This window comes from Corynebacterium sp. HMSC034A01, from assembly GCF_001838175.1.
Lineage (GTDB): Bacteria > Actinomycetota > Actinomycetes > Mycobacteriales > Mycobacteriaceae > Corynebacterium.
Genome location: NZ_KV835973.1, coordinates 1 through 25,192 on the forward strand (window position 1 = coordinate 1; position 25,192 = coordinate 25,192).

The following is a 25,192-nucleotide window of genomic DNA, read 5'->3' on the forward strand; positions in this document are numbered from 1 at the left end:
TTCGTCGGCCCGTAGTACACCTTCTGCATCGCATCCCACGCGCGTGCCCGATCCGGCGCCATCCCGGCACCCAGGGCAACAGGCAGGTCGAAGTGCCGCAGCGTCTCCATGGATGCTGCGGCCATCGCCTGAATAAACGCGTCGAACGGGTTCATGCCACGAACACTAAAACAAGCGCAACCCCACACAACCCCCGAACCGAAATCTGTGGACAACTCGCCACACCAGTAACAAAGTTGTCCACAGCCGGGCAAGACCCTTACGTTTTCCCCGTGATGGGGGTAGCGTTCCCGCGCCATCCGCTATTGAAACTAATCTTCATCAAGTGTTGAAAAGAGTTTTCATTAGTTCGGTGGTGTTCCTGATCGCGGTGCTGGGCATCACGCCGGCGCACGCGCAGGTGCAGCGCCTGGATCAAGGCCACATCGACGCGTTCAACGTCACGGCAGACGGCGGCGAGCTGACTTTGGATCTGAAGGAAGACGCCACCGGCAGCCACGTGCGCCACGCTCCGGAGGACGTGGAATTGGTCGTCGGCCAGGATGCGTACACGGAGCGCACGGCGGAGATCCCGGAGATCGGCAAGGCCGGCTATATGCTGCCGCAGACGCAGCGCTCGGATCTGATCTGGCCGGGCTGGGATACCCAGGGCGCGCGCGATATCGGCGCGATTGATCTGGAGTTTGTGGAGGTTACCGGCCCCGGCGAGGTCTACCTGTTCCAAACCGGCAGCTTCGGCTCCCTGGATCCGGTGCTCGATGGCGGCTCGACGCGCCTTGAGACGGGCTCCGTGATCGCCCAGGAGGAGCCCGCGCACGTCCACGCGAATTGGCTGTTCACCGAGCCCGGCACGTATCAGATGCGCGTCGTGGCCACCGGCGGCGGCGCGAGCTCGAACGAGGCCACCTACACCTGGATCGTCGGCGACGGGGAGGCGGCGCCGGCGGCGAAGGCTGAGGCGCCTTCGGAGGCGCCCGCCGCACAGTCCAAGGCGGCGACGAGTGCTGCGCAATCGAGCACCGCAACGAAGAAGGCGGCTCAGCAGCAACCCGAGAAGCAGGCCCAGAAACCGGCCCAAAAACCGGCCGAGAAACCCGCCGAGAAACCGGCGCAGCAACCGGCCCAGCAGGAGCAACCCGCCGAGGAACGCCCGGACACGCTTGCCGAGACCGGCACGACGGTGATGACCGTCCCGTTCGCGATCCTCGGTCTCGGCGTGGCGGTGTTCGGCGCGGCGATGTGCTGCCTGGATACGGCGCTGCGTCGCAAGCTGTTGGCACTTGCGGGGGTTGGGAAGTGAGGCGTGCCCGGGCGCTGGCGGCGTGCGCGTTCGCCGTTGCTCTTACGGGCTGCTCGCAGGCTCCGGAGGGGGGCGAGGGGTTGAACGTGGTGGCGTCGACAAGCATTCTTGCGGACGTCGTGCGCAACGTCGCCGGCGATAACGCCGAGGTCAAGATGCTGATGCGCCGCGGCGCCGACCCGCACTCGTACGAGCCGACGCTGCACAACACGCGCGATATCGCGTACGCGGACGCGGTATTTACCAACGGGTTGTTGCTGGAGCCGCAGGCGCTGACCCGCACGATTGATGCGACGGCGCGCCCGCAGGCGCGAGTGGTGGCGCTGGCGGAGCAGACGCAGCGCTTCGGCTACGCGCCGATTCCGCTGGTGGAGGACGCGAGCCTGGACACGGTGTGGCTGGGGTTGCGGTTTGCGGCGGATCTGCCCCGCACGGCGGTGGCGGAGCTTGAGCTTGTCGACGCCTCCGGGCCCGGCACCGCTTCCGCTTTCATCCTCGGCACCTTTGGCACCCCGGAGCTGCTGTTCGACTCCACGGGTGGTGCCACCACGCTGCCGGTGGACGCGCACACCCACGTCAGCTGGGCGTTTTCCGCTCCCGGCGTGTACGAGCTGAAGCTTCGCGCTTCGGTGCGCGACGCGGTGGACGCGCCGGTGCGCAGTCAGACGGAGCAGACGGTCACCCTCGTGGTGGGCCAGGACCCGGCGCAGGCCGCTCCGGGCAAGCATGCGGTGGAGCGCGGGCACGTTGACATCGCCACGGTCGCCGGCAACGACAACACGCAGCTGACCCTGCGCACGGACGACGAGGGCGACCTGGATCCCGCGGGCACGGTGGTCGTGGTGCCGTCGAAGACGCTGCAGCCGATCCCGCCGCAGCGCGAGTTCCGCTTCCTCGGCGACCCGGGCGAGGAGACGTACCTGCTGCCGCAGGCGGTGCTGGGCCGCCACGTCCACGGCGAGCTGGATCCGCACATCTGGCACGACCCGGCCGCGATGGACGCGGTGGTGCAGGTGGTGCGCGACGAGCTTTCTGCGGCGGATCCGCGCCACGCCAGCGCGTACGCCGACAACGCGGAGCGCTACCGCGCCCAGCTCAAGCAGGTGGCGCAGGAGGTGCGTGAGCAGCTCGACCAGGTCCCGGAGGCCAACCGCAACCTGGTCACCACCCACCACGGCTACGCGTATCTGGCGCGCGCGTACGGGCTGCGTGTGGCCGGGTTTGTCACCCCGAACCCGAGCGTGGAGCCGAGCCCGCGCGACCTGATGGCGCTGTCGCGCACGCTGGAGAACCTGGGTGTGCCGGCGGTGTTCGTCGAGCACGGCAACGAAGACGAAACGCCCGTTTTGAACGAAACCGCTGCCTCGCACGGGGTTGAGGTGTGCCCGATCTGGGGCGACACCTTGGACCCGCCGGGGGAGGGGCCTGCGCAGACGTATGTGGATCTGGTGCGGGCCAATGGGGCGTCGATAAGCAAATGTTTGAAAGGACAACCATGAAGATTCCCGCCATTATCACCGCCGCAATGATCGCGGCCGCACCCGTCGCTGCCGCCCAGGTGCCGGACAACGACCCGGCGTTGCAGCAGGTCGTCGGCGTCGACGAGCAGGTCGCCCCGCTGGGCGAGCGCGCCGTTATCGACGCCGGTCACGCGGACCTGGGCCCCGTCTTCGCCGACGGGAAAATGCAGTTCCTGGTGCGCGACGACACGCAGGACACGCCCGTGTGGCGCCACCTCGAGGACGTGGTCTTCGCCGTCGGCGACGGCGCGAAGCAGACCCTGCCGGAGACCGACCAGTTCGCGTTCACCGGCGCGAAGCCGGGGGCCGAGGTGTGGGTGATCCCGCAGACCGAGGCCGCCGGCGTGCCGTGGCTGGGGTGGAACTCGCAGGCGCCGTCGCTTCTGGAACGCTCCGCCAACGGGATGAGCCTGGAGTTCGGTGGACACGAAGGCCCGGGCCAGTTCTCCCTGTTTGTCCAGCCCGGCGGGTTCCACGAGCCGCAGCAGTTGTGGAACGAGCAGGAACCCGGCACGCAGTCGATGTGGGTGGAGCCGAACACGCACAGCCACGCCAACTGGGTGTTCACCGAGCCGGGCGCCCACCTGGTGGGTGTGCGCGCGACGGTGGAGGACCAAGACGGCACCGTGCACACCGACGAGCAGGTCGTGCGCATCGCCGTGGGTGTTGACCCGGCGGAGGCGGCGGATGCGACGTTCGGCGAGTTCCGGGCTGAGGGGCAGGCCGGCGCGGAGCAGCAGAACAACGGCCTGAAAATCGGGCTGCTGGCGGGCGCGGGCGTGCTGCTGATCGCTTTGATTGCGCTGTTTGTTGTGCGGGGCCGCCGATGAGAAGGATTGAGGTGCGCGACCTGGCGGTGTCGTATCCGGGCCGCGACGTGTTCCGCGGGGTGGACCTCACGCTGCGCGGCGGCGAGTTCGTCGGCCTGCTCGGGCCCAACGGCGCGGGCAAGACCACCCTCATGCGTGCGGTGCTAGGCCTTATCCCTGCGGACGCCGGGACGGTCTCCGCTGGCAGGCGCCCGGTGCGCAAGGTGGTGGGGTACGTGCCGCAAGCGCACAACGTGGCCTGGGATTTCCCCATCGACGTCTACGACGCCACGCTCAACGCCACCCTGGGCCAGCGCCCGTGGTGGCAACGCGCTGGCGAGCGCGAGCACCGCGCCGCCGAGCGAGCTTTGGAAATGGTCAACCTGACCGACCTGGCCGCGCGCCCAATCCACGACCTGTCCGGCGGCCAGCGCCAGCGTGTGCTCATCGCGCGCGCCCTGGTGCGGCGGCCGGGCATGCTGCTTCTCGACGAACCGTTTACCGGCCTGGACATCCCCACCACCGAGCACCTGCTGCGGCTATTCCGCCGCCTGGTGGACCGGGGGCTCGGCGTTGTCATGTCCACCCACAACATCGCCGAGGCCATCGATTCCTGCGACCGCTTGGTGCTGTTCAATCGCGGTGTTGTCGCCGATGCCGCGACGCATGAGCTTAACGACGACGCCCCGTGGACCCGCACCTTCTCCGTCGACGAGGATTCGCCGTGGCTGCGCGGCGTGCGAGCGCATTTGGAGGCTACCCGTGCCTGAGATTTCGTTTGTGCAATTCCTGGCCGACATGGCCAACCCCCAGCTGGCGTTTCTGCCGCGCGCGCTGGCGGCCGCGGTGATCGCAGCGGTGCTGTGCGCGGTGGTGGGCTGTTTTGTGGTGCTGCGTGGCATGGCCTTTATCGGCGACGCGGTGGCGCACGCTGTCTTTCCGGGCATTGCGGTGGCGTTTGCGTGGCAGGTCTCCGTGTTGTTGGGCGGGGCGGTGGCCGGTGCGATCGTGGCGGTGTTGATCGCGGTGATGTCGCAGCGGCGCACGATTAAAGAGGACTCGGTGATCGGCATCGTGTTCACCGCCGCGTTCGCCTTCGGCTTGGTAGTGATCTCCCGGGCGGAGGGCTACACCGCCTCCGTCAGCTCGTTTTTGTTCGGCTCGCTGACGGGCGTCAGCTCCGCCACGCTGGCCGTCCACGCCGTCGCCGGCGCGCTAATCGTGGCCGTGGTGGTGGCGCTTCGCCCGTGGCTCACAGCGGTGGCACTGGACCGGGAGACCGCCCGCGCGATGAACCTGCCGGTCGCCGCGCTGGATCTGGCGCTGTACCTGTGCGTGACCTTCGCGGTGGTGCTGGCGGTGCAGACGGTGGGCAACATCCTGGTGGTAGCGCTGCTGATCACCCCGGCCGCCGCGGCGCGGCTGTTCACGGACAAGCTGGGCACGATGATGTGTATCGCCGCCGCGTTCGGCGTGGCCGGCAGCGTGGCGGGGGTGTGGCTGGCGTGGTCCTACGACTCGCCCACGGGCGCGACCATCGTTTTGGCCGTGACCGCCATCTTCGCGCTGAGCTGGCTGTTCGCCCCGAAACGCGGTGCGCTGGCCGGCTGGATTCAGGGGGTGCAACGGTGAAGCGATTCGTCGCAGCAGCAGCCGCAGCGGTGCTCACGCTCGCGGCCGCACCGCTTGCGCAGGCCGCGGAGCACAACCCCGGCGACCCGGGCCACAGCGTGGAGGTCCCGGAGATCGACCACCCGTGCGCCGGGCGCAAACTGCTCTACCACTCCCACAACGACGCGCTCTACGGCACCTACAAAAACGACAAGCTCACCGTGATGGCGGTGGACGGCCAGCAGGTCACCGACCAGGAAAAGGTCTGCTTCCGCCTTGCCCCGGACGCGGACGCGGACGGCAACGACGTCTCGACGCTCACCGTGCCCGAGGACGGCTCCCTGGACTTCCTCGGCGAGCCCGGCAGCACCGTGTGGGCCGCGCCGCAATCCGCGGACTGGACCGACAGCTGGCGGCCCATCTGGTCTGGCCTGGGCGCGTTCGACCCCGCCCATGAGGCGGGCGAAATCCCGGACAACTTCGTCGATAACGTCATGCACTTCGACCTGGTGGACATGGACGGCCCCGGCGACGTCAACGTGTTTTTCTCCTCGCGCGTGGGCGACCCGGAGCGGCTGTTTAGCTCCGCAGACGAGGACATGCGCACCATCACCTACGACGTCGGCGGCCACGGCCACTTCACCTGGACGTTTTCTGAACCAGGCATCTACAAGATGACCTGGCAGGGCCGCGCCGAGCTCAAAGGCGGCGGGGTGGAGCGCTCGGAGCCGGTGACCCAGTACTGGCTCGTCGGCGACGACGCCACCGTCGGCCTGCCCGAGGGCACCACCACCGACCTGCGCACCCCCAACACCACGGAGGAAACCACCACCGCCAGCCCCACGACGAGCGCGAAGCCGAAGCCCGCGCCGCGGCCCACGTCGTCGACCACGTCGCAGTCCACGTCCACGACCGCGCCAACGCCGACAAGCACCGGTTCCGCCGCGGCCGAGGACCGGCGCAAGCTCATCGAGGCCGGGCATATGGATATGGCGTTGGTGGCCGAAGGGGCGTCGATAGGCGCAATGCTCATCGACGACTCCGACCCCCACAACCAGGCCAAACGCGAATCCGGCAGCTTCATTTTTGCCGTGTCCGACGCGGCCAGAAAGACGCTGCCGGCAGGCGCGCGCGAGAGCTTTCCGGAGTCGCCTGAGGCGATGTGGATCCTGCCGCAGGCGCAGGAGAAAAACCTGCCCTGGCTGGGCTTTTCCACCACCCGGGTGGGGGCCGACGCGCTGTTGCAAGGTTCGAAGGTCACAGTGTCCATGCGCGACGTGTCCGGGCCCGGACGCATCTACACCTGGCACGAGGACCTGCGGGGCCTGCGCGTGGAGCTGGACTCCGGCGACGCCTCCAAGCAGATCGAATACCCGGTCAACGCCCACGACCACCAAGGCTTCGGGTTCACCGAGCCCGGCGTGTACACCGCCACCTTCGCCTTCGCCGGCACGTCCGCCTCCGGCGAGGACTTCTCCGAGGACCTGGTAGCCACCTTCGCCGTGGGTGACGAGGCCGTCGCCGCCGCACGCGAGGGCCGCCTCGGCGACGCAAGCGCTTCCGGGGCCGGTGCCGGCAAGGGCAAGCTCACGCTGCCGGGTGCACTGGCGGAAGGCATCCGCTCGCTGGAAAAGGAGATCAAGAAGGCAGGCGACACGCTCGCGCCGCTCGCGCGCAAGACCAACGACGGCGGCAAGAGCGGTTCAGGGTCTGTTTCGACGCTGGCAACGCCGGCGCAGACAGCGAAGGATCGCCGCCAGTCGTCTGAGCCCACTCACGCCCAGCAACCAGCACCCGCCCAGGCTGCGCCCGCGCGTGCAGCGGAGACAAACTCCGCGAAACCAGCGGCGCAGGCGCAGCGCGCGCCGGAAGGCAGCCGAGCCAGCAACTCCTCAAGCAAGCCCAGCAACCGGCAAACCAGTAAAAGCAAGACCAGTGCCGACTCCCGGGAAGACTCCAAGTCCGCGAAGCCCGCAACGGTCTCCAGCAGCCCCGCGACGTCTGAGGCCCCAGCCGCGCCCGACGACTACGCCTCGTCGCGCAACCCCGCTGGCGGCAGCGGCACCGGGATCCATTCGTCGCTCGACGCAGCCGGCGCGCAGCCAGACGGCCAGGAGGCGGACACGTCGCCGACCGCGGGCGGATTCTGGGCGGGCCTCGCCATCGGCGTGGGCGTCATGGCGCTGATCGGCGGGTGCGTCCTGTTCGTCGCGGCGGCGAGGTTGCTGCGGCGGGTGGAGCGGAGCGCGTCGTAAGGCAACGGCCCCAGCGCGCAAACCAGGAGTAAGGACCCCGGAGGACGGCTCAAAAAGGGCCGTCCTCCTGGTTTGTTGCTCCTAGTCTGTCTTGCGGGAACGAGGATGTGGGGCGCGGATGGAACGAAGCGCGTCGTAAAGCAAGGGAACCGGAGCCATCTCCACAACGTCAAACGGGTGGGGAGGGTTTTATGGCGAGCTATATTCCGCGGCCGAGGCCGGGATTCTTGGACGATTTGGAAAGAGTGCGGGGAAGGGGAACGCCGAGATGGCGCAATCTAAAAAGCCAGCGTCTCTACGAGTACGACCCTTTACGTGGCCACATTGAGGGTTATAACCTGCGAGGGGAGCACGTCGGCGTCTTTGACGCAGTGAGCGGGACGCAAATTGGAGATCCAATTCGTGGAAGGAAGATCGATGTTTAAGCCTTTTGTGGATCGCTGTTTGGCAGGCGAGGTGGAGCCAAACGACATCGACGACTGGGTGACGGCCTGGCACAACTCTGAACCGGGTAGTGAGCAAATGAGTCTCTACGAATACCTTGGATTCACCGAGGTTGAGGGGCGGATGTGGTCGCGAGACGCCAGGGCTCTAGCGCCGATCCTGGAGAACCGCCGCCAAAACCGTCAGCCCGCGTAACCCGCGATTTGGTCAAACCCGCTTCGACCCGCTAACATTCCCTACCGAAGTTTGAACGGCCGCAAAGGCCGAGCTCAAGTTTCACCGAAGACCGTCGGTCACTCTCGTGAGGGAGTCGAAGGTGCTCCACTTACGGGGCCGACCCACGCAGGAGAAACGCGGCACACTCCAACGTATGCCTCGTGCTTCTGCACGGGGCATTTTTGCTTGATACGCGTCAGCTTCGCGCGAAGCGAACGTCGATAGGCAAGATGCTCCGGGCGGATTGAACAACATGAAGTTATCGGAAGGAGGCGTGTGTCATGGCAAACCCGAAGAACACTGCGGAACTTGCAGCTCTGAAGGAGAAGTTCGCTGAGGCGGATTCCATCGTGCTGACTGAGTACCGTGGCCTGACCGTCGGCCAGCTGCAGCAGCTGCGCGGCGATATGGGCTTCGATGTCGAGTACCACGTCGCCAAGAACACCCTCATCAAGATCGCTGCAAACGAGCAGGGTATTGAGGGTCTCGATGATCTTCTCACCGGCCCGACCGCCGTCGCGTTCATCAAGGGCGACGCTGCTGTCGACGCTGCGAAGGTGATGAAGAAGTTCAACAAGGACCACGACGCGTTCGTGATCAAGGGCGGCTACATGGACGGCAACGTCCTGGACGCTTCCCAGGTCGACGCTCTGGCCGAGATGGACAACCGCGAGACCACCCTTGCCAAGCTTGCTGGCGCATTCGAGGGCTCTCTGGCAAAGGCAGCCGGCCTGTTCCAGGCTCCGGCATCCAAGACGGCCCGCCTTGTCGCTGCACTGCAGGACAAGCAGGAAGCCGCATAAATACTCTTTTACACCCGGGCTGTAAACGCCCAACAACAGAAAGGAAGCCACAATGGCTAAGCTCACCAAGGACGAGCTCATCGAGCAGTTCAAGGAAATGACCCTCATCGAGCTCTCCGAGTTCCTGAAGGAGTTCGAGGAGGTCTTCGACGTGACCGCAGCCGCTCCGGTTGCTGTTGCAGCTGCAGGCGCTCCGGCCGCTGGCGGCGAGGCTGCCGCTGAGGAGAAGGACGAGTTCGACGTCGTTCTCGAGGACGCTGGCGACAAGAAGATCGGCGTGATCAAGGTTGTCCGCGAGCTGGTTCCGGGCCTGGGCCTGAAGGACGCCAAGGAAATGGTCGAGGGTGCCCCGAAGGCTATCCTCGAGGGCGCTTCCAAGGACGACGCCGAGGCTGCCAAGACCAAGCTCGAGGAGGCTGGCGCAAAGGTCACCCTCAAGTAAGAGCTTTTTGCTTGACGACGACACCCCCGTCGCCGGTATCAACCGGCGGGCGGGGGTTTCGCGTGTCTGGGGTGCGCTACACTTTCCCACCATGCTGCCCACTTCCCGCATTCTTTCCGTGTTGCTCGCCGGCGTCGGTGCTGCGCTGGTGGTGGCGGGGCTGTTGGCGCCGAACGTGCTGCTTTCGGGCAACCGCCTGCCGTTGGCGCTGGGGGAGGCCACGTGGACTATCACGGACCCGAACGGCACCCGCGACGGCGAGGCGGTGCCGGTGACGCGCCAGCTGCACATGGAGATCCAGGAGCCGTCCGATTCCGACACGGCGAGCGTGCGCGTGGGCGACACGCTGCGGGCGGGGGAGTCCGGCTCGGACTTCAACGACCTGCTTACGGCGTCGACGTGGTCGTACGCGGTGGACCGCGTCACGGGTGCGGCGACCGGGCCGGCGGAGGCGCTTTTGGTCATGGGCATGCCCGCTACGCAATTGCCTATCGACGGCGCGTGGTTGACCTTCCCCGCCCCCGCGACACAGGACACCGTCCAGATCTTCGACCCGGTGCTGCGCGGCGCCGCGCCGGCGGAGTTTGACGGCGAAGAAGAAATCGCCGGTCGCACCGTGTACCGCTACGCGCAGCACATCGCACCGACGAACGTTGCCATGCGCTACGCGGACCCGCGCAACACGCTCACGATTGATGGGGAGCGCACCTTCCTGCACCACGCCGCCGACCGCGACATCCTGGTGGACCAAGAAACTGGTGTGGTCGTGGGCATCGACGAGAAGGTGGACGACTACTACGCAGACGCCGAGGGCACCGGGGTTCAGAATGTGGTCACCTATGACGGGGTGATGGACCGGCAGGACGTCGAGAAGCTTGTGCAGAAGGTGGGCGACGCGCAGACCGCCGCGGCGGACCGCGGGCTGTGGCGCGTGCTGGCCTGGGTTGGTGCGGCGCTGACCCTTGCGGGCCTGGCGGGCGCGCTGCGTCCGGGGCGTGCGGCGCGTCGCGATTGACCGCGCGCGGATGGCGGGTGGTAGGCTTCCGGCAGCAACCGCACGAGGCGCCCAGACGGCATCGGGCAGACCGGCGGAAGTGATGGCGGGGGCCTTTACAAACGGGGGAGATTACTCTATGGTTGTTCTTTGCGCTGGAAGCCGTCTCCAGTACGCATAGAGAGCCTTGTGCAACGGGATTGGAAAAACCCGATTTGACAAGGTGATTTTGTTGTCTCTGGGGGCGGGTCTTCCGAAGCAGACCGAATGCTAACTTATCCTGCGGAAACGCCACTGGGCCGCGAAGCCAGACGCGGTGCGGTGAGCCTCCGCCAGAGGTGCTGGAAGGACCCAACTTGGCAGTCTCAGACCAGACCATGAACATGGCTGATATCCCCGGGGCTCCCGAACGTTACTCGTTCGCGAAGATTAATGAGCCGATCACCGTCCCCGGGCTTCTTGATGTGCAGCTCGAATCGTTTGCGTGGCTCGTCGGCACGCAAGAGTGGCGCGAGCGCGAGCAGGCCAACCGCGGCGACGATGCACGCATCACGTCCGGCCTGGAGGACATCCTCGACGAGATCTCCCCGATCGAGGACTACTCCGGCAACATGAGCCTGACGCTGTCCGAGCCGCGCTTCGAAGACGTGAAGTACACGATCGACGAGTGCAAGGACAAGGACATCAACTACTCCGCGCCGCTGTACGTGACCGCGGAGTTCATTAACAACGACACGCAGGAGATCAAGTCCCAGACCGTGTTCATCGGCGACTTCCCGCTGATGACGGACAAGGGCACCTTCATCGTCAACGGCACCGAGCGTGTCGTCGTCTCGCAGCTGGTGCGCTCCCCGGGCGTGTACTTCGACGAGACCATCGACAAGTCCACGGAGCGCCCGCTGCACTCCGTGAAGGTCATCCCGTCGCGCGGCGCGTGGCTGGAGTTCGACGTGGACAAGCGCGACACCGTCGGCGTGCGCATCGACCGTAAGCGCCGCCAGCCGGTCACCGTGCTGCTGAAGGCCCTGGGCTGGACCACCGAGCAGATCACGGAGCGCTTCGGCTTCTCCGAGATCATGATGTCCACCCTGGAAAACGACGGCGTGTCCAACACCGACGAGGCGTTGCTGGAGATCTACCGCAAGCAGCGCCCGGGCGAGCAGCCGACGCGCGACCTTGCGCAGTCCCTGCTGGAGAACTCCTTCTTCAAGGCCAAGCGCTACGACCTCGCACGCGTGGGCCGCTACAAGGTCAACCGCAAGCTCGGCCTGGGCGGTGACCACGACGGTCTGATGACGCTGACCGAAGAGGACATCGCCACCACGCTCGAGTACCTTGTGCGCCTGCACGCCGGCGAGACCGAGATGACCTCCCCGGCCGGCGAGATCATCCCGATCAACACCGACGACATCGACCACTTTGGTAACCGCCGCCTGCGCACCGTGGGCGAGCTGATCCAGAACCAGGTCCGCGTCGGCCTGTCCCGCATGGAGCGCGTCGTGCGCGAGCGCATGACCACTCAGGACGCGGAGTCCATCACCCCGACGTCCCTGATTAACGTGCGCCCGGTCTCCGCTGCGATCCGCGAGTTCTTCGGCACCTCCCAGCTGTCGCAGTTCATGGACCAGAACAACTCCCTGTCCGGCCTGACCCACAAGCGCCGCCTGTCCGCGCTTGGCCCGGGCGGTCTGTCGCGTGAGCGCGCCGGCATCGAGGTGCGAGACGTGCACCCGTCCCACTACGGCCGCATGTGCCCGATTGAGACCCCGGAAGGCCCGAACATTGGCCTGATCGGTGCGCTGTCCACCTACGCGCGCGTGAACCCGTTCGGCTTCATTGAGACGCCGTACCAGAAGGTCAACGACGGCAAGCTCACCGGCCAGATCGACTACCTCACCGCAGACGAGGAAGACCGTTACGCCATCGCCGAGGCCGCGACCCCGATGGACAAGGACAACAACCTCACCGGCGAGCGCATCGAGGTCCGACTGAAGGACGGCGACATCGGCGTCGTCGGCCCGCAGGGCGTCGACTACCTTGACATCTCCCCGCGCCAGATGGTGTCCGTCGCAACCGCGATGATTCCGTTCCTGGAGCACGACGATGCGAACCGTGCGCTGATGGGCGCCAACATGCAGAAGCAGGCTGTGCCGCTGCTGCGCGCCGAGTCGGCCTACGTGGCCACCGGCATGGAGCAGCGCGCCGCCTACGACGCTGGCGACACCGTCATCTCCAAGAAGGCCGGCGTGATCGAGAACGTCACCGGCGACTTCATCACCGTCATGGACGATGAGGGCGGCCGCGACACCTACATGCTGCGCACCTTCGAGCGCACCAACCAGGGCACCTGCTACAACCAGACCCCGATCGTCTCCGCGGGCGACCGCGTCGAGGCCGGCCAGGTCATCGCAGACGGCCCGGGCACCAAGGACGGCGAGATGGCGCTCGGCCGCAACCTGCTGGTTGCGTTCATGCCGTGGGAAGGCCACAACTACGAGGACGCCATCATCCTCAACCAGCGCGTGGTGGAGGAGGACATCCTCACCTCCGTGCACATTGAGGAGCACGAGATCGACGCCCGCGACACCAAGCTGGGCGCCGAGGAAATCACCCGCGAGATCCCGAACGTCTCCGAGGACGTGCTCAAGGACCTCGACGAGCGCGGCATCATCCGCATCGGCGCGGACGTGCGCGACGGCGACATCCTCGTGGGCAAGGTCACCCCGAAGGGCGAGACTGAGCTGACCCCGGAGGAGCGCCTGCTGCGCGCCATCTTCGGCGAGAAGGCCCGCGAGGTCCGCGACACCTCCCTGAAGGTGCCGCACGGCGAGCAGGGCAAGGTCATTGCCGTGCGCCGCTTCTCCCGCGAGGACGACGACGATCTGTCCCCGGGCGTCAACGAGATGATCCGTGTGTACGTGGCTCAGAAGCGCAAGATCCAGGACGGCGACAAGATGGCCGGCCGCCACGGCAACAAGGGCGTCGTGGGCAAGATCCTGCCGCAGGAGGACATGCCGTTCATGGCTGACGGCACCCCGGTGGACATCATCCTGAACACCCACGGTGTGCCGCGCCGTATGAACATCGGCCAGGTGCTGGAGATCCACTTGGGCTGGCTGGCCAAGGCCGGCTGGACCGTCAACCCGGACGACCCGGCAAACGCCAAGCTTTTGGAGACGCTGCCGGAGCACCTCTACGACGTGCCGGCCGATTCGCTCACCGCAACCCCGGTGTTCGACGGCGCCTCCAACGACGAGATCGCAGGCCTGCTTGCCAACTCCAAGCCGAACCGCGACGGCGACGTCATGGTCGACGGCGAGGGCAAGACCACCCTGTTCGACGGCCGTTCCGGCGAGCCGTACAAGTACCCGATTTCCGTCGGCTACATGTACATGCTCAAGCTGCACCACCTGGTGGACGAGAAGATCCACGCCCGTTCCACCGGCCCGTACTCCATGATTACGCAGCAGCCGCTGGGCGGTAAGGCCCAGTTCGGCGGCCAGCGCTTCGGCGAGATGGAGGTGTGGGCGATGCAGGCGTACGGCGCCGCCTACACCCTGCAGGAGCTGCTGACCATCAAGTCGGATGACGTGGTGGGCCGCGTGAAGGTCTACGAGGCGATTGTCAAGGGCGACAACATCCCGGATCCGGGCATCCCGGAGTCCTTCAAGGTGCTGCTCAAGGAGCTGCAGTCCTTGTGCCTGAACGTGGAGGTCCTCTCCACCGACGGCACCCCGATGGAGCTCGACGGCGACGACGACGAGTTCGATCAGGCCGGCTCCTCGCTTGGCATCAACCTTTCCCGTGACGAGGGTGCAGCGGCGGACACCGCCTAAGCGCCAGGTAGCCGTCGTAAAGCTTTTGCTTTTCGACGGCACGACGAACGAACAGCACACATCTAGAAGAAAAGGAACTTTTACGTGTTTGACGTAAACCTCTTCGACGAGCTTCGCATCGGCCTGGCCACCGCCGACGACATCCGCCGTTGGTCCCACGGCGAGGTGAAGAAGCCCGAGACCATTAACTACCGCACGCTCAAGCCAGAGAAGGACGGCCTGTTCTGCGAGCGCATCTTCGGCCCGACCCGCGACTGGGAGTGCGCCTGCGGCAAGTACAAGCGCGTCCGCTACAAGGGCATCATCTGTGAGCGCTGCGGCGTTGAGGTGACCAAGTCCAAGGTGCGCCGCGAGCGCATGGGCCACATCGAGCTGGCCGCTCCGGTGACCCACATCTGGTACTTCAAGGGCGTTCCGTCCCGCCTGGGCTACCTGCTGGACCTGGCGCCGAAGGACCTCGAGCGCATCATCTATTTCGCTGCGAACATTGTCACCTCCGTTGACGATGAGGCCCGCCACAACGACATGTCCACCCTTGAGGCGGAGATGTTGATGGAGAAGAAGGATGTCGAGGACGACACCAACTCCGAGATCGCGGACCGCGCGCAGAAACTGGAGGAGGACCTCGCTGAGCTCGAGGCTTCCGGCGCGACCGCCGCTGCCCGCAAGAAGGTGCAGAACGCTGCGGACAAGGAAATGCAGCACATGCGCGAGGCTGGCGAGCGCGAGGTTGAGCGCCTGGACGAGATCTGGACCACCTTCCAGAAGCTCGCTCCGAAGCAGATGATCATCGACGAGAACCTCTACGAGGAGCTCGTTGACCGCTACGAGGACTACTTCACCGGCGGCATGGGCGCGGAGGCGATCCAGACCCTGATCCGCAACTTCGACCTCGACGCCGAGGCCGAGGAACTGCGCGGCATCATCGCCGAGGGCAAGGGCCAGAAGAAGGTCCGCGCGCTCAAGCGCCTGCGTGTCGTCGCCGCGTTCCAGCGCTCCGGCAACGACCCGGCCGGCATGATCCTGGACGCGATCCCGGTGATCCCGCCGGAGCTGCGCCCGATGGTCCAGCTCGACGGCGGCCGCTTCGCCACCTCCGACCTGAACGACCTGTACCGCCGCGTGATCAACCGCAACAACCGTTTGAAGCGCATGATCGACCTGGGCGCGCCCGAGATCATCGTGAACAACGAGAAGCGCATGCTGCAGGAGTCTGTTGACGCTCTGTTCGACAACGGCCGCCGCGGCCGCCCAGTCACCGGCCCGGGCACCCGTCCGCTGAAGTCCCTGTCCGACCTGCTCAAGGGCAAGCAGGGCCGCTTCCGTCAGAACCTGCTGGGTAAGCGTGTGGACTACTCCGGCCGTTCCGTGATTATCGTCGGCCCGCAGCTGAAGCTGCACGAGTGCGGTCTGCCGAAGCGCATGGCGCTGGAGCTGTTCAAGCCGTTCGTGATGAAGCGCCTGGTGGACAACGACTACGCGCAGAACATCAAGTCCGCCAAGCGCATGGTGGAGCGCCAGCGCCCCGAGGTGTGGGACGTCCTCGAAGAGGCGATTTCGGAGCACCCGGTGCTGCTCAACCGCGCACCGACGCTGCACCGCCTGGGCATCCAGGCCTTTGAGCCGAAGCTGGTCGAGGGTAAGGCCATCCAGCTGCACCCGCTGGCCTGTGAGGCGTTCAACGCCGACTTCGACGGCGACCAGATGGCAGTCCACCTGCCGCTGTCCGCAGAGGCGCAGGCTGAGGCCCGTGTGCTCATGCTGTCGTCGAACAACATCCTGTCCCCGGCGTCCGGCAAGCCGCTGGCTATGCCGCGCCTGGACATGGTCACCGGCCTGTACTTCCTGACCATGGAGAAGGGCCCGCAGGAGATCGGCGGCGAGGGCGCGTACGCACCTGCCGACGAAAACGGCCCCGCCCGCGGCGTCTACTCGTCCTACCGCGAGGCCATCATGGCCTACGACCTGGGTGTGCTGGGCCTGCAGGCCCCGATCAAGGTGCGCATCGACCACCTGCGTCCGACCCCGGAGATCGAGGCCGAGCAGTTCCCGGACGGCTGGGAAAAGGGCCAGGCGTGGATGACGGACACCACCTTGGGCCGCATCATGTTCAACGAGCTGCTGCCGTTCAACTTCCCGTACCAGGAAGGCGCCATGGTCCGTAAGGGCGGTGGCGGCGGCAAGCTGCTGCTGGGCGACATCATCCAGTCCATGGTTGAGAAGTACCCGATGATCACCGTCGCGCAGGTGCTGGACAAGATGAAGGACGCAGGCTTCTACTGGGCGACCCGTTCCGGCGTGACCATCTCCATGGCCGACGTGCTCATCCTCCCGAACAAGACCGAGGTCCTCGAGCAGTACGAGAAGGAAGCCGAGGCCATCGAGCGCAAGTTCTGGGAGAAGGGTGCGCTTACCGAGGAGAATCGCTACGACCGCCTGGTCGAGCTGTGGCAGGACGCCACCAACAAGGTGGGTCAGGCCGTGGAGGACCTGTACCCGGACGACAACCCGATTCCGATGATCGTGAAGTCCGGTGCTGCCGGTAACATGCGCCAGATCTGGACCCTGGCCGGCATGAAGGGCATGGTCGTGAACTCCCGCGGCGAGTACATCACCCGCCCGATCAAGACTTCCTTCCGTGAAGGTCTGTCCGTGATGGAGTACTTCAACAACTCCCACGGTTCCCGCAAGGGCCTGGCCGATACCGCGCTTCGTACCGCGGACTCCGGCTACCTCACCCGCCGTCTGGTGGACGTGGCGCAGGACGTCATCGTCCGCGAGGAGGACTGCGGCACCCGCCAGGGCGTCAAGGTCCCGGTGGCTGAGGCGGCAGGCGACTCCTTCGTGCGCCACGACCTGGTCGAGACCTCCGTGTCCGGCCGCGTCCTGGCAGCCGATGTGAAGGACGCCGACGACAAGGTCATCGCAGAGGCTGGCACCGAGCTGACCGAGGAGCGTATCGACGAGCTCGTGGCAGCCGGTATCGCCGAGATCAAGGTCCGCTCCGTGCTGACCTGCCAGACCCCGACCGGTGTCTGCGCGAAGTGCTACGGCAAGTCCATGGCGTCCGGCCAGCTCGTCGACATCGGCGAGGCAGTCGGCATCGTGGCCGCGCAGTCCATTGGTGAGCCGGGTACGCAGCTGACCATGCGTACCTTCCACCAGGGCGGCGTCGGCGGCGATATTACGGGCGGTCTGCCGCGTGTGCAGGAGCTGTTCGAGGCCCGCGTGCCGAAGAACCGCGCCCCGATCGCGTCCGTGGCCGGCACTATCTCGCTCGAGGACGAGGGCAACTTCTGGACCCTGACCATCCACCCGGACGACGGCTCCGACCTGGTGGTCTACGAGAAGCTGTCCAAGCGCCAGGGTCTGGCCCAGGTGCGTCGCCCGATGGAGTCCAACCCGGACGCCATGATCGAGCGCGGCCTGCGCGAGGGCGACCACGTCGAGGTGGGCGAGCGTCTGCTCCGCGGCGCCGCCGACCCGCACGACGTGCTTGAGGTCCTCGGCCGCCGTGGAGTGGAGAAGCACCTGATCGACGAGGTCCAGGCTGTGTACCGCACCCAGGGCGTGTCCATCCACGACAAGCACATCGAGATCATCATCCGCCAGATGCTGCGCCGCGGAACCGTCATCGACTCGGGTTCCACCGAGTTCCTGCCGGGCACCCTGGTGGATCTGTCCGAGGCACGCCAGGTCAACGCCGCAGCTGTGGCGGACGGCGGCGAGCCGGCGGAGATGCGCTCCGAGATCATGGGCATCACCAAGGCGTCGCTGGCCACGGAGTCCTGGCTGTCGGCGGCCTCCTTCCAGGAGACCACCCGCGTGCTCACCGACGCCGCGATCAACAAGCGCTCCGACAAGCTGATCGGCCTGAAGGAGAACGTGATCATCGGCAAGCTGATCCCGGCCGGTACGGGTATTTCCCGCTACCGCAACATCCAGGTCAAGCCGACCGAGGCGGCTCGCTCCGCGGCGTACTCGATCCCTACGTTCGGCGACTCCATCTACGGCGACGAGGGCTACGGCGAGTTCACCGGCGCCTCCGTCCCGATGGACGAGTTCGGCTTCGAGGAGCTGTAACACCAGGCCCAGCATTCTGGCTTAGCTAGGTCTGCGTTCGAAACGCCCGGCTTCCCCGCGAGGGGAGGCCGGGCGTTTTGCTTTTCGACGGGCCGCACTACCGCACCCGGACGCCGCGGGCCGCGCGGGTGATCCCCACGCCGCCCATGAGTGCGAGGCCGCGAACGCGGATCACGGGTGCGTCGGCAGGCAGCTGCGCGACGGAGAGGGTGCAGGAGGGGTGGTCCTCCATCCCGAAGCCGCCCATGATGCCCACGCCGTCGTCGATCACGCGGACGTCCTCGGGCACGATGATGTCGATGCCGCCCATGATCGAGAGTGCGTAGATCGTGGTTTCGCGCGAGGCGAGCCGGGCTTCGCGCAGGTCGAGTGCGTTGCCGCCCATCAGGGTTATGGAGGTGTGCGTCGGTGCCACGAGCCACTGCCCGGTGCGTTCGGTCCCGCCCATGACACACAGGGAAAACGCGGAACCACCGCTTTCGCCAGAAACCCTCGTTTGGGAGGGAGCGGCCTCCCGCTCGGCATGCGCAACGGGGGAGAGATCCTCCACCAATGCGGGGAGTTCATCGGCGTACGTGGCGGCGTAGAGAGCGCGGGAGCGCTCGTCGAACTCGGACATGGAGAGCTGCCCGTCGGCGAACGCTTCCTGGAGATGCTTGGCGGCGGTGTGACGCTCTGCGTCGGAGGCGCGTTTACGGGGTGGGGTGGGGTTGTCCATGACTTGGACAGTAGTGGACAAAGTTGGCAAGAGTAGGAGAACAGCACGCGAAATTGGGCGCGCTCTGCTTAGATTCGACGTGTGAACGAGAAGGCGGCGGGGAGCCAGCCCGTGCGGGGTCTGGCCAAGTCGGTCGCGGCGGACCTCAGGACGAGGACGAACGCGACCATCGCGGGCTTGCTCGCGCTCGCCGGTGTGACGGGGCTTGCCGGCGGCTTCGGGGAGGCGGCGCCGGAGGAGGTCGTCTCCGCCGCTGATCTGGACCAGCCGGAAGAACTGGAGGTAGCGCCCCTGGCTGTCCAGGTGCAGCGCACCTACCTCCTCGACGGAGCGCGGGTGGTGCACATGCGGTTGACAAACACCGCGGAGCGTCCCATCTACGCTCTGCAGTGGCAACAGGCGTTTCACCTCGAGGATTCGTCGCTGGCGGCAGACGCGCAGCCGAAGTTCCACAAGATCGACGCGCGACTCACCGGCGACGAGGACCTCGAGAGCGTCCCGCTGCCGCACAACCAGGTGCTGAATCCGGACGTGCCCCAGGACATCGCGCTGGTGTTCAGTGGCGACGGCAGCGGCGACACGCTGGTGGTGTGGTCGATGGAGTACCGCAAGTCGTTCCTGGACGGCGACAAAACCTGGTTTGCCAAGGAGCGCGTCGCGGAGGTGGAGCTGCAATGAATTTCCGCAAGGTGTGGACCACAGCCGCGGCGCTTGCGTTGCTTGTGTTGGGCATGCAGCTTCGCGACGTGCTGCCCAACGCCGCAGACCGTGCCGCCGAAAGCTTCGACTACGCCAGCTCAGCCCCGATTATCGGCGACGTGGACGACGTGCAGGTCACATTGGCCGCCAATTTCAACGGCACGGCTTCCAAGCGGTGGAGGACGAAAGCCAGATCGGCCTTTACGCCCCGGAGGGCTTCACCATCTGGGCGGTGCTGACCCAGTGGAATGCCTCGGAAGAGTCCGTGCTGGAAAACTGCCGCATGTGGGTGACCGGCTCAGACGGCAAGGAGTACCTGCGTAAAGACGGCCTTTTCGGCACACCCATCGACGACTTCAGCGCCCTGCACGCATGCACGCCCCCGGGGGAGGCCGGCCCGGTGGTCCGGGTGGGCGAGATTGGGTCCACCGAGCTGCACCTCGAGCCGGGGGATCCACGCCCGGGCGAGTGGCGCAAGGTCACCCCGCTCGCGCTGCCGGACGGCGTGCAACCGGAAAAGCTGCATTTTGGGTGGGACTTTCCCCACTTTGTCACGGTGGAGCTGCCGGAACCGAAGGTTTACGTGGATGCGCCTGCGGATTCCTCTTCTTCCGGCGAGTAGCTGTGGCGCAGGAAGAAATCCAGGCCTGAGGCGATCAGGCACACCACAACCAGCAGGTAGACCGCCCGCGCGACCACGAGCAGGTAACTGAGGGCTTGTTCCGCGACCACCTTGCTGTCCACAGGACCGATCAGGGCGCGCCCCAGCTCCACCACGCCGAGCTCGACGCTGGTGGCGAGCATGAACATGATGCAGAAGATGGTCATCGGAATCAGCCCCGCCCGCGCGAGCGTTCCCAGCCCCTTGAGCGTCGCCTTAATCGGCCCTGCCACGGGTTTGAGCGCCTCGTCGACTGCGTGCTTTGCTTCGTTGTGGGCGGCGGTCTGCATCCGTTTGCGGATGCTTATCGACGTCCCCTTCGGCACCTCCTCCACCTTCGCCTCTTCCACCTTCTTGGCGGTGAGTGTGGTGCCGAAGACAACGGCACCGAGCGTCAGCCAGGCGACCGGGACGGTCACCAGCTGGTTCAGCGCCGGTAGCTGGTCGGAAAGCCACTCCCACGCTGCGCCGAGGGCACCGGTGTGCTCGGCGGCGTCGGTCTTTAATTCCTCGTAGCGCCGGTGGACGGGGGCGAGACTGCGCCAGGACAGGGCCCAATCCTGTACCGCGCTTAAACGGTTGGTCAGAAACACCGACACCGTGGTCATCCACAGCACTTCCAGGTAGGCGGCGAGGTAGGTCAGACCGAGGCCCTTTTCCGCCAGGGCGAAGTAGCCGATGATCTTGCGCAGCACGATCGTGCCGGCGATCAGGCCGATGAGGGCGGCGGTGTCGTCGATAAATGCGCGCGAGAAATCCGCTTCGAAACCTTGGTTGAAGTACTCGTCGTAGGTAGTCGCCCGCCGGAACGCGGCGAGGTCTTCTTTGAGCAGGCCGTGTGTGGAGTACACGGTGAGAAACGAGATGAGCATGCCGCCTGCAGAAAGCAACCGCACCTTGGAAGAGCCGTCGTTGCGGCTCGGGAATGTCGCCGCGAGGAAGGGAAGAGAGGGGCGCAGAAGCCACAGCGAGAAGATGATGGACAGCATCACCATCAGCGGGGCCAGCGGCATGACCAGGCTGGCGGCGAGGCTGCTGAACGTGGAGAGCCACACTGCGAGCCAGATCACCGTCTGGCGCGCGGCCAACCCGAGGCAAATGACGGTGACCAGTTGGGGCAGGTGCCGAAATAGCAGATACGCTGCGCGTGCCGGAATCGCGGCGGACTCGACAGCCACGTCGCGCAGCGAGCGGGAGACACCCGTCCAAGGAGTCATAGCAGCAGTGTAACCGGAGGGGTGCGAAGGCGCAGTTTGCTTTGCGACGTTCTTTCGGTGTAGTTTTGACGAGGTTTCGCCCGTGTCACGCGGTGCGAAGTACTCGAACTCCATGCGACTCGTTCACACGGTAGTTCATGCAATCGGCAGGGCCCCGAAGAAGAGCCCCCATTTTTGCATGTATGGCCGGGTGTGGGCGGGAAGCGCTAACAGAAAGAGCGTGAATGCCTACTATTCAGCAGCTGGTCCGTAAGGGCCGCCACGATAAGTCCACCAAGGTGGCGACCGCTGCGCTGAAGGGTTCCCCGCAGCGTCGCGGCGTGTGCACCCGTGTGTACACCACCACTCCGAAGAAGCCGAACTCTGCTCTGCGTAAGGTCGCGCGTGTGCGCCTGACCTCCGGCATCGAGGTTTCCGCATACATCCCGGGCGAGGGCCACAACCTGCAGGAGCACTCCATGGTGCTCGTGCGCGGCGGTCGTGTGAAGGACCTGCCGGGTGTGCGCTACAAGATCGTCCGTGGCGCTCTGGATACCCAGGGTGTGAAGGACCGCAAGCAGGCTCGCTCCCGTTACGGCGCGAAGAAGGGACAGTAAACAATGCGTAAGCAGCAAGCACCGAAGCGTCCCGTAGTCAAGGATCCGGTTTACAACTCCGAGCTGGTCACCATGCTCGTGAACAAGATCCTGCGGGACGGCAAGAAGTCCACCGCAGAGCGCATCGTCTACGGCGCTCTCGAGCAGTGCCGTGAGAAGACCGGCACCGACCCGGTGGGCACCCTGGAGAAGGCAATCGGCAACATCCGCCCGGACCTCGAGGTTCGCTCCCGCCGTGTCGGTGGCGCGACCTACCAGGTGCCGGTTGACGTCAAGCCGGCCCGTTCCACCACCCTCGCCCTGCGTTGGCTGGTCACCTTCCCCCGCCAGCGTCGCGAGAACTCCATGATGGAGCGCCTCGCCAACGAGATCTTGGATGCTTCCAACGGTCTCGGCGCATCCGTGAAGCGCCGCGAGGACACCCACAAGATGGCCGAGGCCAACCGTGCCTTCGCCCACTACCGCTGGTAATCGCTGGAGCAAGGCGAAGCATGGAAACCCGGAAACTGCATACCCGCTTCCCAGGGAAGCGAGCTGGTGCGTTTCCGGGTTTTTCCAGCTGAGGCGAACCTCACGCTGCCACTTCAGTGAAAAGGTGGCAGAATTGACAAAGGACAACTGACCGACAACGGCGCCGCAAGGCGTCGACGACTTCAAAGTTGGGGTATCAACGTGGCACAAGAAGTGCTTAAGGATCTGAACAAGGTCCGCAACATCGGCATCATGGCCCACATCGATGCTGGTAAGACCACTACCACCGAGCGCATCCTCTTCTACACGGGTATCAACCGCAAGGTTGGCGAGACCCACGATGGTGGCGCGACCACTGACTGGATGGAGCAGGAGAAGGAACGCGGCATCACCATTACGTCCGCTGCCGTGACCTGCTTCTGGGAAAACAACCAGATCAACATCATCGACACCCCGGGTCACGTGGATTTCACCGTTGAGGTGGAGCGCTCCCTGCGCGTGCTCGACGGCGCTGTTGCCGTGTTCGACGGCAAGGAGGGTGTGGAGCCGCAGTCCGAGCAGGTGTGGCGTCAGGCCGCGAAGTACGACGTTCCGCGTATCTGCTTCGTCAACAAGATGGACAAGCTGGGCGCTGACTTCTACTACACCGTCGGCACCATCGTTGACCGCCTCGGTGCGAAGCCGTTGGTTATGCAGCTGCCGATCGGCGCTGAGGATGACTTCGACGGCGTCGTGGACCTCATCGACATGAAGGCCCTGATGTGGCCGGGCAAGGTCGAGACCGGCACCCCGCCGCAGATCCAGGAGATCCCGGAGGATCTCAAGGAGAAGGCTGAGGAGTACCGCGAGAAGCTGCTCGAGACCGTCGCAGAGTCCGACGAGGAGCTCATGGAGAAGTACTTCGGCGGCGAGGAGCTGACGAAGGAAGAGATCCAGGCAGCCATCCGCAAGATGACCATCGCCTCCGAGATCTACCCGGTGTTCTGCGGTACCGCATACCGCAACAAGGGCATCGAGCCGATCCTCGACGCTGTCGTCGCATACCTGCCGAGCCCGATCGACATCGGCGACGTCCACGGCACCTCCGTCGACGGTGAAGAGGAACTGACCCGTAAGCCGTCCGTCGAGGAGCCGTTCTCCGCTCTGGCGTTCAAGATCGCCGTGCACCCGTTCTTCGGCAAGCTCACCTACGTGCGCGTCTACTCCGGCCAGGCTATCCCGGGCGAGCAGATGCTCAACTCCACGAAGTCCAAGAAGGAGCGCGTGGGCAAGCTCTTCCAGATGCACGCGAACAAGGAGAACCCGGTCGAGCACGCCGACGCCGGCAACATCTACGCGTTCATCGGTCTGAAGGAAACCACCACGGGCGACACCCTGTGCAACCCGGACCACCCGATCATCCTCGAGTCCATGGACTTCCCGGATCCGGTGATCCAGGTGGCCATCGAGCCGAAGACCAAGGCTGACCAGGAGAAGCTGGGCACCGCTATTCAGAAGCTCGCCGAAGAGGACCCGACCTTCACCGTCCAGCTGGACGAGGAGACCGGCCAGACCGTCATCGGCGGCATGGGCGAGCTGCACCTCGACGTGCTGGTGGACCGCATGAAGCGCGAGTTCAAGGTCGAGGCGAACATCGGTTCCCCGCAGGTTGCGTACCGCGAGACCATCCGCAAGAAGGTGGAGTCCCTGGACTACACCCACAAGAAGCAGACCGGTGGTTCCGGCCAGTTCGCGAAGGTCATCGTCACCATCGAGCCGTACTCCCCGGACCCGGAGGAGCTGGAAGAGGGCGAGTCCGCTTCCTACAAGTTCGAGAACGCTGTCACCGGTGGCCGCGTGCCGAAGGAGTACATCCCGTCCGTCGACGCTGGTATCCAGGACGCGATGCAGTACGGCTTCCTCGCCGGCTACCCGCTGGTGAACATCAAGGCCACCCTCGAGGACGGCGCTTACCACGACGTCGACTCCTCGGAAATGGCGTTCAAGCTCGCTGGCTCCCAGGTGCTGAAGGAAGCTGTCGCCAAGGCGAAGCCGGTCCTGCTCGAGCCGGTCATGGCCGTCGAGGTTGTGACCCCGGAGGAGTACATGGGCACCGTCAACGGTGACATCAGCTCCCGCCGCGGCCAGGTCTTCGCTATGGAGGACCGCTCCGGCGCGAAGGTCGTCAAGGCGAAGGTGCCGCTGTCCGAGATGTTCGGCTACATCGGCGATCTGCGTTCCTCCACCGCCGGCCGCGCGAACTTCACCATGGTGTTCGACTCCTACGCTGAGGTTCCGCAGTCCGTCGCTCAGGAGATCATCGACGAGCGCAACGGCAACAAGTAGTTGCCGCCCGCCCCTCCTCACGGGTCCGCACCGCGTGCCAGCGGTGCGGCGCGGATTCCGCGGAGGCGGGGCGAGAGGGCAGCGGCCGCGCTGAGGTACCGCCCAGGAACAGGGCGGTGTCTGAGCCGGCCGTTACCCTCTAGGTCGATCCGGGGGAAACGGCGAGGCCGGTTTGAAAAACGGCCGCTGGAA

General features: G+C 65.7%; 20 protein-coding genes. 18 read left to right on the forward strand and 2 right to left on the reverse strand.

The window, feature by feature from the left end; translation table 11 throughout:
* The first annotated feature begins 325 nt into the window (after nt 1-325).
* The 13 genes from HMPREF2791_RS07700 (at nt 326) to HMPREF2791_RS07755 (ending at nt 18,313) form a co-directional block, all read left to right on the forward strand.
* Nucleotides 326-1,300 (forward strand): choice-of-anchor M domain-containing protein, encoded by a 975-nt coding sequence (locus tag HMPREF2791_RS07700; RefSeq protein ID WP_141764950.1) that lies wholly within the window; start codon nt 326-328, stop codon nt 1,298-1,300.
* On the forward strand, nt 1,297-2,799 hold the full coding sequence (locus tag HMPREF2791_RS07705) for an anchored repeat ABC transporter, substrate-binding protein (protein WP_083327940.1): 1,503 nt from the start codon (nt 1,297-1,299) through the stop codon (nt 2,797-2,799). The genes HMPREF2791_RS07700 and HMPREF2791_RS07705 overlap by 4 nt, the downstream gene beginning before the upstream one ends.
* Complete coding sequence (locus HMPREF2791_RS07710; RefSeq protein ID WP_070475026.1) at nt 2,796-3,650, forward strand: choice-of-anchor M domain-containing protein; 855 nt, start codon at nt 2,796-2,798, stop codon at nt 3,648-3,650. The genes HMPREF2791_RS07705 and HMPREF2791_RS07710 overlap by 4 nt, the downstream gene beginning before the upstream one ends.
* A complete protein-coding gene (locus tag HMPREF2791_RS07715; protein WP_070844946.1) occupies nt 3,647-4,399 on the forward strand; it encodes an anchored repeat-type ABC transporter ATP-binding subunit in 753 nt (250 codons plus the stop codon). The genes HMPREF2791_RS07710 and HMPREF2791_RS07715 overlap by 4 nt, the downstream gene beginning before the upstream one ends.
* The gene (locus HMPREF2791_RS07720) at nt 4,392-5,261 is read left to right on the forward strand and encodes an anchored repeat-type ABC transporter permease subunit (RefSeq protein ID WP_256365532.1); all 870 of its coding nucleotides are present in this window, start codon (nt 4,392-4,394) and stop codon (nt 5,259-5,261) included. The genes HMPREF2791_RS07715 and HMPREF2791_RS07720 overlap by 8 nt, the downstream gene beginning before the upstream one ends.
* On the forward strand, nt 5,258-7,495 hold the full coding sequence (locus HMPREF2791_RS07725) for a choice-of-anchor M domain-containing protein (RefSeq protein ID WP_070844947.1): 2,238 nt from the start codon (nt 5,258-5,260) through the stop codon (nt 7,493-7,495). Before HMPREF2791_RS07720 ends, HMPREF2791_RS07725 begins: the two co-directional genes overlap by 4 nt.
* Nucleotides 7,496-7,686: 191 nt before the next feature.
* Nucleotides 7,687-7,920, forward strand: coding sequence for a colicin E3/pyocin S6 family cytotoxin (locus tag HMPREF2791_RS12375; protein ID WP_083290255.1), 234 nt, complete (start codon nt 7,687-7,689; stop codon nt 7,918-7,920).
* A complete protein-coding gene (locus HMPREF2791_RS07730; RefSeq protein WP_070475023.1) occupies nt 7,913-8,134 on the forward strand; it encodes a hypothetical protein in 222 nt (73 codons plus the stop codon). The genes HMPREF2791_RS12375 and HMPREF2791_RS07730 overlap by 8 nt, the downstream gene beginning before the upstream one ends.
* 302 nt (nt 8,135-8,436) lie before the next feature.
* The gene (gene rplJ / locus HMPREF2791_RS07735) at nt 8,437-8,958 is read left to right on the forward strand and encodes a 50S ribosomal protein L10 (RefSeq protein WP_070475022.1); all 522 of its coding nucleotides are present in this window, start codon (nt 8,437-8,439) and stop codon (nt 8,956-8,958) included.
* A gap of 52 nt (nt 8,959-9,010) precedes the next feature.
* Complete coding sequence (rplL, locus tag HMPREF2791_RS07740) at nt 9,011-9,400, forward strand: 50S ribosomal protein L7/L12 (RefSeq protein WP_070475021.1); 390 nt, start codon at nt 9,011-9,013, stop codon at nt 9,398-9,400.
* 91 nt (nt 9,401-9,491) lie between these two features.
* Nucleotides 9,492-10,415 carry a cell envelope lipid trafficking protein PgfA gene (locus HMPREF2791_RS07745; RefSeq protein ID WP_070844948.1) on the forward strand — a complete coding sequence of 308 codons (924 nt, stop codon included), beginning with the start codon at nt 9,492-9,494 and terminating at the stop codon, nt 10,413-10,415.
* Nucleotides 10,416-10,732: 317 nt separating this feature from the next.
* Entirely contained in the window at nt 10,733-14,230 is a 3,498-nt protein-coding gene (locus HMPREF2791_RS07750; RefSeq protein WP_070475020.1) for a DNA-directed RNA polymerase subunit beta, read from the forward strand.
* 84 nt (nt 14,231-14,314) lie between these two features.
* On the forward strand, nt 14,315-18,313 hold the full coding sequence (locus HMPREF2791_RS07755) for a DNA-directed RNA polymerase subunit beta' (protein ID WP_070844949.1): 3,999 nt from the start codon (nt 14,315-14,317) through the stop codon (nt 18,311-18,313).
* Nucleotides 18,314-18,410: 97 nt separating this feature from the next.
* Here the strand turns inward: HMPREF2791_RS07755 and HMPREF2791_RS07760 are convergent, their stop codons facing one another.
* A complete protein-coding gene (locus HMPREF2791_RS07760; protein ID WP_070844950.1) occupies nt 18,411-19,031 on the reverse strand; it encodes a DUF1707 SHOCT-like domain-containing protein in 621 nt (206 codons plus the stop codon).
* A gap of 81 nt (nt 19,032-19,112) precedes the next feature.
* On the opposite strand from HMPREF2791_RS07760, the gene HMPREF2791_RS07765 reads away from it, so the two are divergent.
* Both HMPREF2791_RS07765 and HMPREF2791_RS07770 read left to right on the forward strand, forming a co-directional pair.
* Complete coding sequence (locus HMPREF2791_RS07765) at nt 19,113-19,709, forward strand: hypothetical protein (protein WP_070475017.1); 597 nt, start codon at nt 19,113-19,115, stop codon at nt 19,707-19,709.
* 196 nt (nt 19,710-19,905) lie between these two features.
* On the forward strand, nt 19,906-20,352 hold the full coding sequence (locus HMPREF2791_RS07770; protein ID WP_070475016.1) for a hypothetical protein: 447 nt from the start codon (nt 19,906-19,908) through the stop codon (nt 20,350-20,352).
* Here HMPREF2791_RS07770 and HMPREF2791_RS07775 read toward each other — a convergent pair.
* Entirely contained in the window at nt 20,310-21,608 is a 1,299-nt protein-coding gene (locus tag HMPREF2791_RS07775; RefSeq protein ID WP_070475015.1) for a hypothetical protein, read from the reverse strand. The genes HMPREF2791_RS07770 and HMPREF2791_RS07775 overlap by 43 nt on opposite strands.
* Nucleotides 21,609-21,832: 224 nt before the next feature.
* Here HMPREF2791_RS07775 and rpsL point away from each other — a divergent pair, with 224 nt between their 5' ends.
* The 3 genes from rpsL (at nt 21,833) to fusA (ending at nt 25,000) form a co-directional block, all read left to right on the forward strand.
* Complete coding sequence (gene rpsL / locus HMPREF2791_RS07780) at nt 21,833-22,204, forward strand: 30S ribosomal protein S12 (RefSeq protein ID WP_034997208.1); 372 nt, start codon at nt 21,833-21,835, stop codon at nt 22,202-22,204.
* A gap of 3 nt (nt 22,205-22,207) precedes the next feature.
* Nucleotides 22,208-22,675, forward strand: a complete 468-nt coding sequence (rpsG, locus tag HMPREF2791_RS07785) for a 30S ribosomal protein S7 (protein ID WP_070844951.1) — start codon at nt 22,208-22,210, stop codon at nt 22,673-22,675.
* 201 nt (nt 22,676-22,876) lie between these two features.
* Nucleotides 22,877-25,000, forward strand: coding sequence for an elongation factor G (gene fusA / locus HMPREF2791_RS07790; RefSeq protein WP_070475013.1), 2,124 nt, complete (start codon nt 22,877-22,879; stop codon nt 24,998-25,000).
* The last annotated feature ends 192 nt before the right edge of the window (nt 25,001-25,192 follow it).

Bases quoted from the DNA above. Each gene is read 5' to 3' on its own strand.
- HMPREF2791_RS07710 (WP_070475026.1), top strand. From the start codon at position 2,796: ATGAAGATTCCCGCCATTATCACCGCCGCAATGATCGCGGCCGCACCC.
- HMPREF2791_RS07715 (WP_070844946.1), top strand. From the start codon at position 3,647: ATGAGAAGGATTGAGGTGCGCGACCTGGCGGTGTCGTATCCGGGCCGC.
- HMPREF2791_RS12375 (WP_083290255.1), top strand. From the start codon at position 7,687: ATGGCGAGCTATATTCCGCGGCCGAGGCCGGGATTCTTGGACGATTTG.
- HMPREF2791_RS07730 (WP_070475023.1), top strand. From the start codon at position 7,913: ATGTTTAAGCCTTTTGTGGATCGCTGTTTGGCAGGCGAGGTGGAGCCA.
- rplJ (WP_070475022.1), top strand. From the start codon at position 8,437: ATGGCAAACCCGAAGAACACTGCGGAACTTGCAGCTCTGAAGGAGAAG.
- rplL (WP_070475021.1), top strand. From the start codon at position 9,011: ATGGCTAAGCTCACCAAGGACGAGCTCATCGAGCAGTTCAAGGAAATG.
- HMPREF2791_RS07745 (WP_070844948.1), top strand. From the start codon at position 9,492: ATGCTGCCCACTTCCCGCATTCTTTCCGTGTTGCTCGCCGGCGTCGGT.
- HMPREF2791_RS07760 (WP_070844950.1), bottom strand. From the start codon at position 19,031: ATGGACAACCCCACCCCACCCCGTAAACGCGCCTCCGACGCAGAGCGT.
- HMPREF2791_RS07775 (WP_070475015.1), bottom strand. From the start codon at position 21,608: ATGACTCCTTGGACGGGTGTCTCCCGCTCGCTGCGCGACGTGGCTGTC.
- rpsL (WP_034997208.1), top strand. From the start codon at position 21,833: ATGCCTACTATTCAGCAGCTGGTCCGTAAGGGCCGCCACGATAAGTCC.
- rpsG (WP_070844951.1), top strand. From the start codon at position 22,208: ATGCGTAAGCAGCAAGCACCGAAGCGTCCCGTAGTCAAGGATCCGGTT.